Origin of the sequence: Aeromonas sp. R2-1 (genome assembly GCF_040908425.1) — a bacterium.
Classification (GTDB): Bacteria; Pseudomonadota; Gammaproteobacteria; order Enterobacterales; family Aeromonadaceae; genus Aeromonas; species Aeromonas caviae.
Window position 1 is genome coordinate 386,648 of record NZ_JBFODR010000023.1, and the last position, 16,250, is coordinate 402,897.

General features: G+C 59.6%; 12 protein-coding genes. 7 read left to right on the forward strand and 5 right to left on the reverse strand.

What is annotated here, in order from left to right; genetic code table 11:
• Positions 1-17: 17 nt before the first annotated feature.
• Positions 18-1,616, forward strand: a complete 1,599-nt coding sequence (gshA, locus tag AB5Y80_RS08140; protein WP_029313807.1) for a glutamate--cysteine ligase — start codon at positions 18-20, stop codon at positions 1,614-1,616.
• Between the two features lie 118 nt (positions 1,617-1,734).
• Here the strand turns inward: gshA and AB5Y80_RS08145 are convergent, their stop codons facing one another.
• Positions 1,735-3,054 (reverse strand): anaerobic C4-dicarboxylate transporter, encoded by a 1,320-nt coding sequence (locus AB5Y80_RS08145; RefSeq protein ID WP_010673132.1) that lies wholly within the window; start codon positions 3,052-3,054, stop codon positions 1,735-1,737.
• Between the two features lie 130 nt (positions 3,055-3,184).
• Entirely contained in the window at positions 3,185-4,627 is a 1,443-nt protein-coding gene (gene aspA / locus AB5Y80_RS08150) for an aspartate ammonia-lyase (protein ID WP_010673133.1), read from the reverse strand.
• Between the two features lie 449 nt (positions 4,628-5,076).
• On the opposite strand from aspA, the gene AB5Y80_RS08155 reads away from it, so the two are divergent.
• The gene (locus AB5Y80_RS08155; RefSeq protein WP_324045216.1) at positions 5,077-5,556 is read left to right on the forward strand and encodes an FxsA family protein; all 480 of its coding nucleotides are present in this window, start codon (positions 5,077-5,079) and stop codon (positions 5,554-5,556) included.
• A 22-nt stretch (positions 5,557-5,578) separates the two neighbouring features.
• On the opposite strand, the gene AB5Y80_RS08160 is transcribed toward AB5Y80_RS08155, so the two are convergent.
• Positions 5,579-6,913 (reverse strand): MATE family efflux transporter, encoded by a 1,335-nt coding sequence (locus AB5Y80_RS08160; protein WP_368172782.1) that lies wholly within the window; start codon positions 6,911-6,913, stop codon positions 5,579-5,581.
• 242 nt (positions 6,914-7,155) lie between these two features.
• Here AB5Y80_RS08160 and AB5Y80_RS08165 point away from each other — a divergent pair, with 242 nt between their 5' ends.
• From AB5Y80_RS08165 to AB5Y80_RS08185, 5 genes are all read left to right on the forward strand, one after another.
• Positions 7,156-7,449: a co-chaperone GroES gene (locus AB5Y80_RS08165; RefSeq protein ID WP_005309514.1), complete on the forward strand. Its 294-nt coding sequence runs from the start codon at positions 7,156-7,158 to the stop codon at positions 7,447-7,449.
• A 43-nt stretch (positions 7,450-7,492) separates the two neighbouring features.
• The gene (gene groL / locus AB5Y80_RS08170; protein ID WP_010673136.1) at positions 7,493-9,127 is read left to right on the forward strand and encodes a chaperonin GroEL; all 1,635 of its coding nucleotides are present in this window, start codon (positions 7,493-7,495) and stop codon (positions 9,125-9,127) included.
• Between the two features lie 94 nt (positions 9,128-9,221).
• On the forward strand, positions 9,222-9,719 hold the full coding sequence (locus AB5Y80_RS08175) for a molybdopterin-binding oxidoreductase (protein ID WP_029313815.1): 498 nt from the start codon (positions 9,222-9,224) through the stop codon (positions 9,717-9,719).
• A 25-nt stretch (positions 9,720-9,744) separates the two neighbouring features.
• Positions 9,745-11,676, forward strand: a complete 1,932-nt coding sequence (locus AB5Y80_RS08180) for a bifunctional diguanylate cyclase/phosphodiesterase (RefSeq protein ID WP_029313817.1) — start codon at positions 9,745-9,747, stop codon at positions 11,674-11,676.
• Positions 11,677-11,734: 58 nt separating this feature from the next.
• Complete coding sequence (locus AB5Y80_RS08185; protein WP_010673139.1) at positions 11,735-11,923, forward strand: hypothetical protein; 189 nt, start codon at positions 11,735-11,737, stop codon at positions 11,921-11,923.
• 64 nt (positions 11,924-11,987) lie between these two features.
• Here the strand turns inward: AB5Y80_RS08185 and rluA are convergent, their stop codons facing one another.
• Both rluA and rapA read right to left on the reverse strand, forming a co-directional pair.
• Positions 11,988-12,644: a bifunctional tRNA pseudouridine(32) synthase/23S rRNA pseudouridine(746) synthase RluA gene (rluA, locus tag AB5Y80_RS08190; RefSeq protein ID WP_042014863.1), complete on the reverse strand. Its 657-nt coding sequence runs from the start codon at positions 12,642-12,644 to the stop codon at positions 11,988-11,990.
• Positions 12,645-12,775: 131 nt separating this feature from the next.
• Positions 12,776-15,643 carry an RNA polymerase-associated protein RapA gene (gene rapA, locus AB5Y80_RS08195; protein ID WP_368172772.1) on the reverse strand — a complete coding sequence of 956 codons (2,868 nt, stop codon included), beginning with the start codon at positions 15,641-15,643 and terminating at the stop codon, positions 12,776-12,778.
• Positions 15,644-16,250 lie beyond the last annotated feature (607 nt).

Here is a 16,250-nt window from a genome sequence, read left to right on the forward strand (position 1 = left end):
ACACATGAGCCGTGAATATGACTACTACTAGCTTGTCGCTCACCGAGTTGCTGGCTGCGCTGGGCACCCCGGAACGGGTGACCGCCCTCAAGGGGATCCGGCGCGGGATCGAGCGCGAATGTCTGCGCATCACCCCCGAAGGGACCCTGGCCCAGACCGATCACCCCAGAAGCCTGGGGTCGGCCCTGACCCATGCCAACATCACCACCGATTACTCCGAGAGCCTGCTGGAGTTCATCACGCCGGCCACCGACTCCATCGAGAGCCTGATCGAGCAGCTCGGCGACATTCACCGCCACACCATTCATCATCTGGGAGAGGAGCGGATCTGGCCCCTCTCCATGCCCTGCTTCGTCGGTGACGAGGAGAGCATCCGCTTGGCCCAGTACGGCAGTTCCAACATCGGGCGGATGAAGACCCTCTATCGCCAGGGGCTGAAGAACCGCTACGGCAGCCTGATGCAGGTGATCGCCGGGGTGCACTTCAACTTCTCCATGCCGGACAGCTTCTGGTGCGAGTGGCAGGATCTGGTGGGAGAGGGCTGCTGCAGCCAGCGCTTCATCTCCGACAAGTACATGGGGCTTATTCGCAACGTCTACCGCTTCGGCTGGCTGGTGCCCTATCTGTTCGGCGCGTCTCCGGCCATCTGCGACTCCTTCCTCAAGGGGCGCAAGAGCAGCCTGCCGTTCCAGAAGACCGGCAAGGGCACCCTTTACCTGCCCTATGCCACGGCTCTGCGCCTGTCCGATCTCGGTTACACCAACAGCGCCCAGGCGGGGCTCAAGATCAGTCATGACAGCCTGCCCGCCTATGTGAGCAGCCTGCGCCGGGCCATCAACACCCATGATCCCGACTTCGCCAGGATAGGGGTCAAGGTGAACGGCGAGTACCGCCAGCTCAACGACAACGTGCTGCAGCTGGAGAACGAGCTCTACGCGCCGATCCGCCCCAAGCGCACCCCCCGCAGCGGCGAGAAGCCCTCGGATGCGCTGGAGCAGCGCGGCATCGAATACATCGAGCTGCGCACGGTGGACGTCAATCCCTTTACCCCGTTCGGTATCGAGGTGGATCAGATCCGCTTCTTCGATCTCTTCCTGGTCTGGTGCTTGTTGCGCCCGTCCCCCGTGCTCTCGGATGACGAGGTTGCCCGCAACCGCCGCAACCAGAACAAGGTGGTGCTGGAGGGGCGTCGCCCCGGCCTGACGCTTGAAGATGAGCAGGGCAATGCCATCGGCCTCAAGGAGTACGGCCTCAAGCTGTTCGACGAGCTGGCCGAGGTCGCTGCGCTGCTGGACCGCTGCTGTGGTCGCAACCGCTATCGCGAGACGCTGGCGATGCACCGTGAGAAGCTGCTCGACCCCGAGCAGACCTACTCCGCCCGCCTGCTCAAGCAGTTGCTTTCAAGCGGACAGGACAACGGCTGCTTCGGCGATGCGCTGGCGAGCCGCTACCGGGAAGAGATGCTGGCCGGCGAGCTGCAGTACTGGGACGAGGCCTACTTTGCCGGCGAGGCGCGGGACTCCCTGGCCAAGCAGCGGGAGCGGGAACGCAGTGACAGCCTGTCGTTCGACGACTTCCTGGCTGACTATTTCGGTACCCGCCAGACCACGGTCTGAGGATGCCGCCAGGATGACGAAAGCCGCTCCCGGGAGCGGCTTTTTCATGGGCGCCCGGCGGTGGCCAAGCATAAAAAAACGGCCCGTTCGGGCCGTTTTGCATGGAGTGGTTCATCGGTCAGAGGATGAGACCACCGAAGAAGAAGCCGAGCGCCACTGCCATGGCGATGGTGGCCACACCCGGGATGAAGAAGGGGTGGTTGAACACGGCTTTGCCGATGCGGGTGGAGCCGGTGTCGTCCATCTCGACCGCGGCCAGCAGGGTCGGGTAGGTCGGCAGTACGAACAGGGCGCTCACGGCGGCGAAGGAGGCGATGGCCGCCAGCGGGCTGACACCCAGTGCCAGGGCGGCAGGCATCAGGGCCTTGGTGGTGGCACCTTGCGAGTAGAGCAGCATGGAGGAGAAGAACAGCACCACGGCCAGCAGCCAGCTGTATTGGCTCAGCAGATCGCCGGCGAACGCCTGGATCTCGACCATGTTGCCCTTCACGAAGACGTTGCCCAGCCAGGCCACGCCCAGCACGCAGATACAGGCGGACATACCGGACTTGAAGGTCGGCATGTTGGTGATCTGGGCCGCGTCCAGTTTGCAGAACAGGACCATCAGGGTGGCGGCGGAGAGCATGATGCCCATGATGGCGCCATCGCGGGGGATCGGCGGATTGCTGATGAGGCCCACGTTGCCGGAGATGGCGGTGGCATAGGCCATCACGGCCACGATGGAGGCGACGAAGATGCCGACGGAGAGCTTGGCATAAGGCTTGATCTCAACCTGGCTGGTACCGCGCAGCTTGATGAGTCCCTTGGCTTTGCGCTCCAGATAGACTTCGTCCTGATCCAGCGGCTTGCCCAGCAGGTTGGCGATGAAGGCCCCTAGCAGACAGGCAATGAAGCTGGACGGGATGCAGATGGCCAGCAGGGTCAGGTAGTCGACGCCAAGCGGCTCCAGCATGCCGGAGAAGGCGACCACGGCCGCCGAGATGGGGGAGGCGGTGATGGCAATCTGGGAGGCAACGACCGCGATGGAGAGCGGACGGGACGGGCGAATGCCCTGCTCCTTGGCCACTTCGGCGATCACCGGCAGGGTGGAGAAGGCGGTGTGACCGGTACCGGCCAGCATGGTCATCAGGTAGGTGACGACCGGGGCGGCGAAGGTGATGTGCTTGGGATTCTTGCGCAGGGCTTTTTCGGCCAGGTGCACCAGATAATCCATCCCGCCGGCCAGCTGCATACAGGCAATGGCGCAGATGACGGACGCGATGATCATGATCACGTCCCACGGGAGATAGGTCACCAGCTGATCGCTCGGGATGGGCATGCCCAGCCCCCAGGTCAGTACCAGTACCCCAAGACCACCGGCAAAGCCGATACCTATGCTGCCTATCCGGGCCCCCAGATAGATAGCGGCGAGCACGACAAGTAACTCGATTCCAATCATAGCGAACACTCCATTTTCCAGTTTTTTTAGGTTTTATTAGGCTGAAAAGCCAATTCCCGATGGGGCTGTGGAGAGACCGCTCGGGAATTGACTTTAAATGGGCCGGGATAACCCCGGCCCATCTGCTCGCTTATACGGTGGCTTCGCGGGTGTAACGCTTGGCTTTGTATTGCGGGTTCATCAGGTTCTCGATGGAGAGGATCTCGTCCAGCTGTTCGGCGGTCAGCAGGCCGCGTTCCAGCACGACTTCGCGGACGTTCTTGCCGGTTTGGGCACAGATCTTGCCGACGATGTCGCCTTCATGGTGACCGATGAAGGGGTTCAGGTAGGTCACGATGCCGATGGAGTTCAGCACGTGGTTCATGCAGATGTCCGGGTTGGCGGTGATGCCTTCCACGCACTTCTCGCGCAGGGAGATGCAGGCTTTTTCCATCAGGCTCAGGGATTCGAACATGGCCTGACCGATCACCGGCTCCATGACGTTCAGCTGCAGCTGACCGGCCTCGGCGGCGAAGGTGATGGTGACGTCGTTGCCGAATACCTTGAAGCAGGACTGGTTGACCACTTCCGGAATGACCGGGTTGACCTTGGCCGGCATGATGGAGGAGCCAGCCTGCATTTCCGGCAGGTTGATCTCTTTGAGCGCGGTGCGCGGGCCGGAGGAGAGCAGACGCAGGTCATTACAGATCTTGGAGAGCTTCATGGCCAGGCGCTTGACCGCACCGTGCAGCATCACATAGGCGCCGCAGTCGGAGGTCGCTTCGATGAGGTCCTCTGCCGGCACGTAGGCACGACCGGTGATCTCGGCCAGACGCTTGATGGCAAGACCGGAGTACTCGGGCGGAGTGTTCAGACCGGTACCGATGGCGGTGGCGCCCAGGTTCACTTCCAGCAGCAGCTCCTGGCAACGCTTGATGGATTTGATCTCTTCACGCAGGGTGACGGCGAAGGCGTGGAACTCCTGACCCAGGGTCATGGGCACGGCGTCCTGCAACTGGGTACGGCCCATTTTCAGGATATGTTTGAATTCCTTGGCTTTGACATCAAAGGCGGCGATGAGGGCTTCCAGAGCGTGCAGGGTGGTGTCGGTGCTGTTGACCACGGCCACGCGGAAACCGGTGGGGTAGGCATCGTTGGTGGACTGGCACTTGTTGACGTGATCGTTGGGGTTGATGACGTCGTAGCGACCCTTTTCAAGTCCCATCAGCTCGAGGGCGATGTTGGCCAGCACTTCGTTGGTGTTCATGTTGACGGAGGTACCGGCGCCGCCCTGATAGACATCGACCGGGAACTGATCGAAGCACTTGCCGGTGTTCAGCATCAGGTCGCAGGCTTCGACAATCTTGTCTGCGATCTCGGGACGGATGGTGCCCAGCTCACCGTTGGCCAGTGCAGCTGCCTTCTTGGTCAGGACCATGCCACGAACAAACTCGGGAACGTCAGAAATCTTCTGAGTGCTGATCTTGAAGTTTTCAACAGCGCGCAGGGTGTGCACGCCGTAGTAGAGGTCGTTGGAAACTTCTTTGGTGCCCAGCAGGTCTTCTTCAATGCGGACGTTCTTGATGTCGCTCATTGTTATGCCTCAGAAATCAAATAAATGGAAACGATCCTCACCGAGTGGTCGCGATTTCCCTACGCACATTTCATCCTGAAGCACCACACATCAGGTGGGGCAGTTGGGAGCCAGTTGCTCCCTGTGCAATGACTGGTGTTGATGTTACCCCAATTGAGGTATCCGGTATTAGACCTGGATCACTAAATTTGAGGCAACCTCAAATTTCTTGTGGTCATTAAACAGATATTGCAATCGGGCGATTAACTTTGACAGAACAACCACCTCAATCCCAGTTGGGCGGACAAATATTTATCCGTATTCCGGGGCCTGCGGCAGGAGAGGCTTGAAAAATGATCAACCAGCCCCATGTTAATGTCAGAAGACCTGAACCCGGCGCGTCAGCATCAGCGATGTGCGGCTGCCGACCGGACACCCCGGGTCCATTCATTCATCGCTCCGAGGTTGCTATGGGCAAGTTGTTACTGTTGTTGGTCGGGCTGGTATTGCTGGAGCTCACCGTCATGATCAAGGTGGGCTCCGTGATCGGGGCCTTGCCGACCGTTGGCTTGCTGGTGCTGACCGCCGTGCTGGGATCGTCGCTGGTGCGCAGCGAGGGGATCAAGACCCTGCTCACTGCCCAGCAGAAGATGCAGCTGGGGGAGATGCCCGGCCGCGAGGTGATGGGGGGCATGATGCTGGCGCTGGCGGGCTTGCTGCTGATTATCCCGGGATTTGTGAGCGATATTGTCGGCATCCTGCTGCTGCAGCCCTGGCTGCGCAACATGCTGGCCGACAAGCTGATTGGCAGCAATCAGTTCAGGATGCAGATGGGGGGCTTCCAGGCTCGCCAGCAGCCGTTTGAACCGGCCCCGGGCGATGACAGGCCCGGACAATCCCCGCGAGGGGGTGGCAATACCATCGAAGGGGAGTTCGAACGCAAAGAGTAATCGCGAGCCTCGGGCTGTGCCGTCAGGATCTCCCCTGATGGCACAGCCGCTCGAATCTGTGGCGGGCATACCCCCATGCCAGCAATCCGGCGGCCAGGTTCGCCAGCAGCATCCCCAGATAGATCCCCTGTTCTCCCCCCAGTTTTGCCCCCAGCCAGGCCCCCGGCAGCAAGAAGACAAACAGTCTGATGCCGTTTATCAGCAGTGACACCGCCGATGCCCTGACGCCGTTGAGGGCCGATGCCAGCAGCATCACCATGCCCTGAAAGCCGTAGCCAATGGGGACCAGATGCAGATAGAGCACGATGAGTCGCACCACTTGCGGATGATCGCTGAACAGATCGGCGATGAAGGGTGCGAGAAGCCAGGTCAGCACGTAGACCCCAAGCTGGAATATCAGGGCAAAGCGCATGCAGAGCAGCAGGGCGGCCTTGGCTCGGGCCGGATTCCCGGCGCCGCAATTCTGCGAGATGAAGGGGGCCAGCACGGAGGAGAGCGCCATCATCACGATGAGCAGCAAGGCCTCGACCCGGGATGCCGCGCCGTAGGCGGCGACCACCTCGGTTCCCAGCCCGGCGAAAATGATCATCAACACGGCGTTGGCCAGTGGGTTGAGCATGTTGGTAAACGATGCGGGCACAGCCACATGGAGCAGGGCGCGCCAGTGGGCCAGCAACTGCGGGCGCGGGGAGAGGCGCCAGCGCAGCAGGCCCTCGCGGTGGCGCAATATATAGAGGCTGACCAGCATGGCCATCAGCCAGGAGAGGGAAGTGGCGATGGCGGCTCCCCGAATGCCCCACTCGGGGAAGGGGCCCGGCCCGAAGATGAGCAGAGGATCCAGCACGCCGTTGACCAGACCGGCGACCCCCATCACCAGACTGGGGGTCTTGGTATCCCCCGTGGTCCGGATGGCCGCATTGCCGACCATGGGCACGACCAGCATGGGGACGGTCAGATACCAGATGAGCATGTAGTCGTGGATGAGGGAGATGAGCTCGGCGCTGGCCCCCAGCAGGGTGAACAGAGGAGTAATGGTCATTGCCCCCAGCCCGGCGAGCAGACTCACCAGGATGACGGCAAGGAACAGGCAGTCTGTGGTGATGCGGGCTGCCTCGTCATGGCGACCCTGCCCCAGGGCATGACCGAGCAGGGCGCACAGGCCCGCTCCCAGCCCCATGGTCAGGGAGGTGACGACAAAGGTGACCGGGAAGGTAAAACTGATGGCGGCCAGCGCCTGGGTACCCAGCATGCCGATGAAGAAGGTATCGACCAGGTTGAAGGCCAGGATGGCGATGATGCCCAGGATCATGGGGCCCGTCATGCGCAGCAGCATGGGCGTCATGGGAGCGGTCAGCATGGGATTGGGTCGGCTCAAGGCAGAGTCTCTAGGTGCTTTGGGCCTGAATGCTGGCCGTCTCCATCCGCCTTCCTGATTGGGGATGGGTGATCCATCGAAGGTGTTCATAGTACGTGAAAATATTTTTTTTGTATTTGCCCTTGAAGGGCTAGCCCTGTTGCCCCAGATCAGGGGCATGACAAATTTGGCCGATTGCGGCCATTCCTCAAGCAACACAGAGACTCATTTTGGGAGAGTTATCGATGAAAATTCGTCCACTGCACGACCGCGTCATCATCAAGCGCATCGAAGCTGAAGCCAAATCCGCTGGCGGCATCGTCTTGACTGGCACTGCGGCCCAGAAGTCCACCCGTGGTGAAGTTCTTGCCGTGGGGACTGGTCGAATTCTGGACAATGGGGATGTCAAAGCACTGGCCGTCAAGGTGGGTGACAAGGTGATCTTCAACGAAGGCTACGGCGTGAAGACCGAAAAGCTGGATGGCCAGGACGTACTGATCCTGTCCGAGACCGACATCCTGGCGATTGTCGAAGAGTAATCACCCTCCCTCTTTTCCCGAATTGATTTAAGGATTGAAGAACATGGCAGCTAAAGAAGTTAAGTTTGGCAACGAAGCTCGCATCAAAATGCTGGAAGGCGTCAACATCCTGGCCGATGCCGTCAAGGTGACCCTGGGCCCGAAAGGCCGCAACGTGGTGCTGGACAAGTCCTTCGGCGCTCCGACCATCACCAAGGATGGCGTCTCCGTTGCCCGTGAAATCGAACTGGAAGACAAGTTCCAGAATATGGGTGCCCAGATGGTCAAGGAAGTCGCTTCCAAGGCCAATGACGCCGCCGGTGACGGTACCACCACTGCCACCGTGCTGGCTCAAGCCATCGTCAACGAAGGCCTGAAGGCCGTTGCCGCCGGCATGAATCCCATGGATCTGAAGCGTGGTATCGACAAGGCCGTTGTGGCTGCCGTTGCCGAGCTGCAAGCACTGTCCACTCCCTGTGCCGACAACAATGCCATCGCCCAGGTAGGCACCATCTCCGCCAACTCCGACGAGAAGGTCGGCAAGCTGATTGCCGAAGCCATGGACAAGGTCGGCCGTGACGGCGTCATCACCGTGGAAGACGGTCAGGGCCTGGACGACGAGCTGGCGGTGGTAGAAGGCATGCAGTTCGACCGCGGCTACCTCTCCCCTTACTTCGTGAACAAGCCGGAAACCGGCTCCGTCGAACTGGATGACCCCTTCATCCTGCTGGTGGACAAGAAAGTCTCCAACATCCGCGAAATGCTGCCGGTGCTGGAAGGTGTGGCCAAGGCGGGCAAACCGCTGATCATCGTGGCCGAAGACGTGGAAGGCGAAGCGCTGGCGACCCTGGTGGTCAATACCATGCGTGGCATCGTGAAAGTGGCCGCCGTCAAGGCGCCGGGCTTCGGTGATCGCCGCAAGGCCATGCTGCAGGATATCGCCATCCTGACCGGTGGTACCGTGATCTCCGAAGAAGTGGGCATGGAGCTGGAAAAAGCGACCCTGGAAGATCTGGGCCGTGCCAAGCGCATCGTCATCACCAAAGAGAACACCACCATCATCGATGGCGTGGGTGATGCTGCCCTGATCGAAAGCCGCGTGGCCCAGATCCGTCAGCAGATCGAAGAGACCTCTTCCGATTACGACCGTGAGAAGCTGCAAGAGCGCGTGGCCAAGCTGGCCGGCGGTGTTGCCGTGATCAAGGTGGGTGCTGCCACTGAAGTTGAAATGAAAGAGAAGAAAGCCCGTGTTGACGATGCCCTGCACGCCACTCGCGCAGCCGTGGAAGAAGGCGTGGTTGCCGGTGGTGGTGTAGCGCTGGTGCGCGTTGCTGCCAAGCTGGCCTCCCTGCGTGGTGACAACGAAGACCAGAATGTCGGCATCAAGGTTGCCCTGCGCGCCATGGAAGCCCCGCTGCGTCAAATCGTCATCAACGCCGGCGAAGAAGCCTCCGTCATCGCCAATGCCGTGAAGAACGGTGAAGGCAACTACGGTTACAACGCCTACACCGAACAGTACGGCGACATGCTGGCCATGGGTATCCTGGATCCGACCAAGGTAACCCGTTCTGCCCTGCAGTTCGCCTCGTCCGTTGCTGGCCTGATGATCACCACAGAGTGCATGATCTCCGAGCTGCCGAAGAAAGATGCACCTGCCATGCCTGATATGGGTGGCATGGGCGGTATGGGTATGATGTAATCCCGTCAAGTCATCAAACGGCTCGCTTTTGCGGGCCGTTTTTTTTAGTGCTACTAAGCTGAAGTTGTTGATAGTGAAATGATCTGAGGTGAACATGCGATACTTAGGGCTTCTCCCGTTACTCCTTTCCCTGGCCTTGCCGGGCATGGCGCAGGCGACACCACAGGGGCCGGTCATTCTCAAGGTGACGGGGAATCTGGACCCTGCCGATCCGGCAGATGGAGAGGTGCTGTTCGATATGGCCATGATCCAGGCGCTGCCGCAGCATGAGGTGGTGACGAGCAATCCCTGGGTGGATAAACCGCACAAATACGTGGGGCCGAAACTGGCGGACGTGCTGACTGAGGTGAAGGCTAACGGCAAGAGCATCACGCTCACCGCCCTGAACAGTTTCCAGATCCGGATCAACTGGGATAAGGTCAAGCAATACGATCCTATCCTGGCCTGGCAGGATGACGGGATGACCATGCGGGTACGTGACAAGGGGCCGCTCTGGTTTATCCTGCCACTGGATCAGCATCCCGAACTCAGGCGTTCCGAGTTCACCGACATGATGATCTGGCAACTGAGTGCGATCGACATTCAGCAGTAAAAACGGTGGTTTACGGGAGTACTGGGTGAAAGCGAAGACCAGGGCCTGGCCCTTACTCGGCGTTCTTTATCTATCCATTCTGTTGTTCACGGGTAGCACCCTCTATTGCCTGGTGCAGATACAAAATGCGACCCGGGTGATGGAGAAGTACACCTATGACGTCTCCTGGGCATTGATGCAGTTGCAGCTCGAGCTGGGCCGCTTTCTCAATGCCGTCGAGATTTACCACTATGGCGGCATAGACCAGGAAGCCCTGCTGCTCCGCTATGACATTCTCTGGAGTCGTACCCCCATCCTCCTGAGCGGCCAATTGAGAAAAAGCCTCGCGGACAATCCGAAGACGCTGCGGCTGGTGAAACTGACCGAAAGCAGTATCCGCAAGCTGGAGCCTGATTTGGTCAGGCTCAAACCGGGGACGCCGGATTACCAGCAAGTCATGATGACACTGGCGCCCTTGCAGGAACCCCTCTCTTACTCTCTTGCTTCCGTCATGCAGAACAACATTAACGTCTATACGGGCAACGACGCGCGTTTTGGCCAGTTGCGCAATGCCCTGCTGTTCATGGTGTCGGGGCTGGTGGTGTCCGTCATTCTGCTCAGCGGCCTGCTGGTGCGAGAAGCCAGGCGCCATTTCAGGACCGCTAGGATCGATCCCCTCACCGGGCTCGCCAACCGGCTGGCGCTGCTGGAAAAGATGGATGCCTATGTCACCCGTGACACCTCCTTCGGATTGGTGCTGGTCGACATCAACGACTTTCGTGATATCAACAGCAAGTTTGGCTACAACACCGGGGACCTCCTGTTGCAAGAGGTGGCAAAGCGGCTGCGCGCCCTGTGCGAAAACGGGGAGTGGGTGGCACGTTTGGGGGGAGATCAGCTTGCCATGCTGCAACGGGAGGGGAGCGATCTTCGCCAGGTCAGGGAGCTCGTGGCCAGAGTGCTCCACTCCATCAAGCAAGACATCATCATCGACAACTACCCTTTCCGGCTTGAGGTCGGTATCGGTATCGCCTTCTTCCCGACCGACAGCAACCAGACCCAGGAGTTGCTCAGCCGGGCGGAGCAGGCCCTCTCTCACAGCCGCAAGACCCATGTTCCCTATGTCATCTATGACAGTTCCCTGCTCAACGAGACGGCCAGGCGCAAGCATCTCGCGTCCGACATGGTGATGGCGCTGGAGCACAATGCGCTCGAGCTCTATTACCAGCCCATCGTCAATCTGGAAAGTGGCCGCTGTGAAGCAGTGGAGGCGCTGCTGCGCTGGCGCCACCCCGAGCTTGGCTTTATTCCCCCCAACGAGGTGATCCAGGTGGCGGAAGAGTTTCAGCTGGCCGAGAAACTGGGTGGCTGGGTATTGAATACCGCATGTGAGCAACTTCATCAGTGGCAGCACCTGGGTTTAGTGGACTTGCAGATGTGCGTGAACATCTCCCCGGGCATGTACCAGCGCAACCTGTTGAAGTTGGTGGCCAGAGCGCTGATGGAGCACCATATTCCCGCGTCCAGCCTGGTGCTGGAGGTGACGGAAGACACCACCATGCGCGAGGTCAAGAACTCGCTGCAGTTGATGCAGGATCTCAGCCAGCAGGGTGTGCATCTGGCCCTTGACGACTTCGGCACCGGCTACTCCTCCCTCAGCTATCTGCAGAAGCTGCCGGTGAGCAAGGTGAAGATAGACAGGTCCTTCATCCAGGGTATCGACACCTCTATCGAGGCGGCCGAACTGGTCGCCAACATCTGCCGTATGGGCTCCATGCTTGGCAAGAAACTGGTATGTGAAGGGATCGAGACTCAGGGGCAGCTCGATGTGCTGCGTTCATTGACCGACATACATCTGTATGGGCAGGGATATCTGTTCAGTCGCCCGGAGCATGCCGAAAAGGCCTATCAGACATTGCTGGAGATGGAAGAGCGCTGGTTGGCCCGGCGCTCGCCGGACAAGGCATATCTGCGTTGAACGATATGGCTCATGTCTCACCGGGCCCGGCCGATAGTCTCTTGGCAGGAGGTACACAATGGATATTTCTAGTTCTGCAAATGCGTCGTTCGGTTCTGCACTGATGGTGGCCAGCCTGGCCAAAAAGCAGCAGACCCAGGAAGGCGAATCCGCACTGAAACTGCTGGAAACAGCAGCGCAATCCGCTCCGGCTGCGCCGACATCGGCCAGCGCTTCCCTCGGAAGCAAGATCGATATCCGCGTCTGAGCGATAAAAAAGCCCCCATCTCTCGATGGGGGCTTTCTTTTTATTGGGTTGTTACCTGTCAGGCTCAGACCGGGAAAGGGGCCGGTGCCTCGAAAGTCATCCGCTCGCCGCTTCTGGGGTGGCTGATGGTCAGGCTGGCCGCATGAAGATAAAGGTGCGGTGCAGCCGTCAGCGCATCCGGGTTGGCGTAGAGGTTGTCGCCGAGGATGGGGTGACCCAGCTCCAGCATGTGTACCCGCAACTGATGGGAGCGACCGGTAATCGGGGTCAGCTTGATCAGGCTGTTGCCGTTCTCCACCTTCAGTTTCTGCCACAGGGTGAGGGCATGACGCCCCTCCTCAAAATCCACCTTCTGCTTCGGCCGGTTGGGCCAGTCGACGCAGAGCGGCAGATCCACTTCACCCGCATCCAGCACCGGTTCACCCCACACCCAGGCGAGGTAGTGCTTCTCGGTCTCACGCTCTCGGAATTGCCGGCTCAGCTCCCGGTGGGAGTTGGGGGTGAGCGGGATCACCAGCACGCCGGTGGTCGCCATGTCGAGGCGATGGGCAGCCGCCGCTTTGGGGTGCTGCTGCTTGACCCGATGGAGCACGCTGTCTTCATTCTCGGGGCCGCGCCCGGGGACGCTCAGCAGGCCAGTGGGCTTGTTGACTACCATGATGTCCTTGTCCTTGAACAGGATATCGAGCCAGGGTTCCAGGGGCGGGGAGTATACAAACATAGCGTCTCGCATCTTGGGTCAAAGCGGGGGCAAGCCCCCATCAGTTATGGGTAACCACGATAAAAAGTGCATGGCATCCAGCCTGAGTTGGGTCTGGTCGTTAGCAACCAGATGATGCCTGCACCGTTTTATCAGTTATGGGTCACCACAATAAAGCGGATGGCATCCAGCTTGAGTTGGGTCTGGTCGATCAGGTGGTGCAATTCTGCCTGCAAATTGCGCAGATAATCCAGTTCGCTGTCGCGCACATTCGGGTTGACCGCCTTGAGTGCCTCCAGCCTGTCCAGATCCTGTTGCAGGGTCTGCGCCATCTGGGCACGGGCCTTGTCGACAATCCCGGCTTTCAGTTCGTTGGCAATGACCTCGCCCTTGCCAATCAGGCCGTGGATCACCGGCTGGGATGCGGTAACCAGCTTGCTGCCAAGGTGGCGGTTGACCGGTGTCAGCTGGCGGTTGAAGGCATCGAATGCCACCTTCTCTCCCAGATTCTGGCCGTTCTTGTCCATCAGCAGACGGATCGGCGTCGGCGGCATGAAGCGGTAGAGCTGGGGATGGGCTGCAGACTCGGCAACGAAGATCAGCTCAAGCAAGATGGAGCCGACCGGCAGCGCCTTGTTCTTGAGCAGTGCCACCGAGGTGGCACCGATCTCGGAACCCAGGATCAGGTCGATACCGCCGCGCATCATGGGGTGATCCCAGGAGAGCAGCGCCATGTCATCCCGCGACAGGGCGGTGTTGCGATCGAAGGTGATGGTCATGCCGTCTTGCGGCAGGCCCGGGAAGCTCGGCACCAGCATGTGATCCCCGGGAGTCAGCACCAGCGCATTTTCACCGCGATCATCCTGGTTGACGCCGATCTCGTCGAACATCTTGAGGGCGAAGGAGATCATGCCGGTGTCGTCATCTTCGGCGGCGAGCTTGTCGACCAACTGCTGGGCGGCGGTGCCACCGCTGGAGTGGATTTCCAGCAGGCGATCGCGACCCTGTTCCAGCCGGGCCTTGAGCGGCTCGTGCAGTTCGCGGGTCTTGGCCAGCAGGGCGTCGAGGGGGCCCTGCTCGCCGGTGTTGGCGGCCAGCAGCTCGAACAGCTCGTCACGTACCGCTTCGAACACCGGGCGGGCCGTCGGGCAGGTCTGCTCGAATGCATCCAGACCATCGTGATACCAGAGCTGCAGGGCGCGCTGTGCAGTCCCTTCCAGATAGGGGACGTGGATCTCGACGGTATTCTGCTGACCGATACGGTCCAGTCGGCCGATACGCTGTTCCAGCAGATCCGGGTTGAGTGGCAGATCGAACAGCACCAGATGGCTGGCAAACTGGAAGTTGCGGCCTTCTGAGCCGATCTCGGAGCAGAGCAGCACCTGAGCGCCCCCCTCAGCTTGAGCGAAATAGGCGGAGGCCTTGTCCCGCTCGAGGATCGACATCCCTTCGTGGAACACGGCACCACGGATCCCTTCACGGGTGCGTAGCGCCTCTTCCAGCGCGATGGCGGTGGCTGCTTCGGAGCAGATCACCAGCACCTTCTGCTGACGGGCGGAGAGCAGCAGTTCCAGCAACCATTCGACGCGCGGGTCAAACTGGGTCCAGCTGGCGTTGTCGCCTTCGAACTGCTGGAAGATCTTCTCGGGATAGAGGTAGCGCAAGGCACGGGTCTGCAGATCGCCGCCATTGCCACCCATCATGCCCATCACCTTGATGGCGGTCTTGTACTGCTCCGGCAGCGGCATGGGGTAGACGTTGAGGTGGCGCTCCGGGAAGCCCTGAATATTGGCGCGGCTGTTACGGAACAGCACCCGGCCGGTGCCATGCTGATCCAGCAGCTTGGCGACCGCCTGCTGACGGGCAACTGCATCGCTAAGATCCAGCCCTTCCAACTGGCTGGCAAGGATTCTTTTAGCGTCATCGCTCAGGGTCTCGCCATCCAGCAGTTCCTGGGCTGCGCCGGCGACCTGACCGTAGGCCTGCTCCTCGGCAAGGAAGGCGTCGTAGTCGTAGAAACGCTCCGGGTCGAGCAGGCGCAGACGAGCAAAGTGACTCTGGTGGCCCAGCTGATCAGGGGTCGCGGTCAGCAGCAGCACGCCCGGTACTTGTTCGGCCAGCGCTTCCACCATTTCGTAGGCGCGGCTGGGGGCCTCCTCACTCCACTCCAGATGGTGCGCTTCGTCGACAACCAGCAGATCCCACTCGGCTTCCAGCACTTGTTCGAAGCGACGACGCTTCTTGCGCAGGAAGTCGAGGCTGCAGATCACCAGCTGTTCGGTCTCGAAGGGGTTCTCCGCATCGGCGAACGCCTCGATGCAGCGCTCCTCGTCAAACAGGGAGAAGTGCAGGTTGAAACGGCGCAGCATTTCGACCAGCCACTGGTGCTGGAGCGTTTCGGGCAGCAGGATCAGCACCCGATGGGCGCGGCCGGAGAGCAACTGCTGGTGAATGATCATGCCTGCTTCGATGGTCTTGCCCAGACCCACCTCGTCTGCCAGCAATACGCGCGGGGCGTAGCGGTGACCCACTTCATGGGCGATGTAGAGCTGGTGCGGGATCAGACTGACTTTCCCGCCAGCCAGGCCGCGAGTCGGGTTGCGGCGACGCTGGTGCTGGTTGACCAGCGCTTCGTAGCGCAGGGTAAAGCGGGACATCCGGTCAATCTGGCCGGCGAACAGGCGATCCTGCGGCTTGTTGAACTTGATGAAGTTGTTGAGAAACACTTCCTTGAGGGCAACCGGCTCACCATTGTCGGTGCGGACACCTACATATATAAGCAGGCCATCTTTCTCCTGCACTTCGTCGACCGTCATGGTCCAGTCTTCGTGGCTGGCTATCTGATCGCCCACATTGAAGCTGACCCGGGTGACCGGTGCCTCTTCTTTGGCATACATGCGGTTTTCACCGGTAGCCGGAAACAACAGGGTAACCATGCGTCCTTCAACAGCAACGACAGTCCCCAAACCCAGATCCGTCTCTGTATCACTAATCCAACGCTGGCCAAGTGCAAAAGGCATTAAACTCTCCAAAACCCAAGAGTGTGAGAATCGCAAAGGGGCGCTATGTTACCCGAAGGCGGAAAGCCGATCATCATGGTTGTGCTGCAAGGGAAAGCCAAACTGATACAAGCTTGATCTGTCAACCTGCCGGCCTCAATACAGCATCCGGAATACCAATCTGCAGACCCTTTTCGTGCATTAATTCATCACCGCGGTCGCTTTGTAAGCGGTTGAACGATGGAAGTCATTTTTTTGCAATTATCTCCTTGCCAGAACGAATTCGCTCCCTATAATGCGCCTCCATCGACAGGGCAAGCGGCAACGCAAACAACCTCGTCGATAACCTCGAAAAGCCTTTGAAAATAAGGCTTGACTCGAGAAGGCGGTTGAGTAGAATGCCACTCCCGCAGCAGCCAAAAGCTGCGTCGCTCTTTAACAATTTGAATCAAGCAATCTGTGTGGGCACTCACAGCATCGAGCATCAAAAACAATTTTTGATTTTCAATGTCTGATGAAGTGACCAAAGCAACTTTTAGTTGCAGCAGTTAATTCAGCAATTCATTGAGCCGCTTTTCGAAGCAACCAAACTTAAATTGAAGAGTTTGATCATGGCTCAGATTGAACG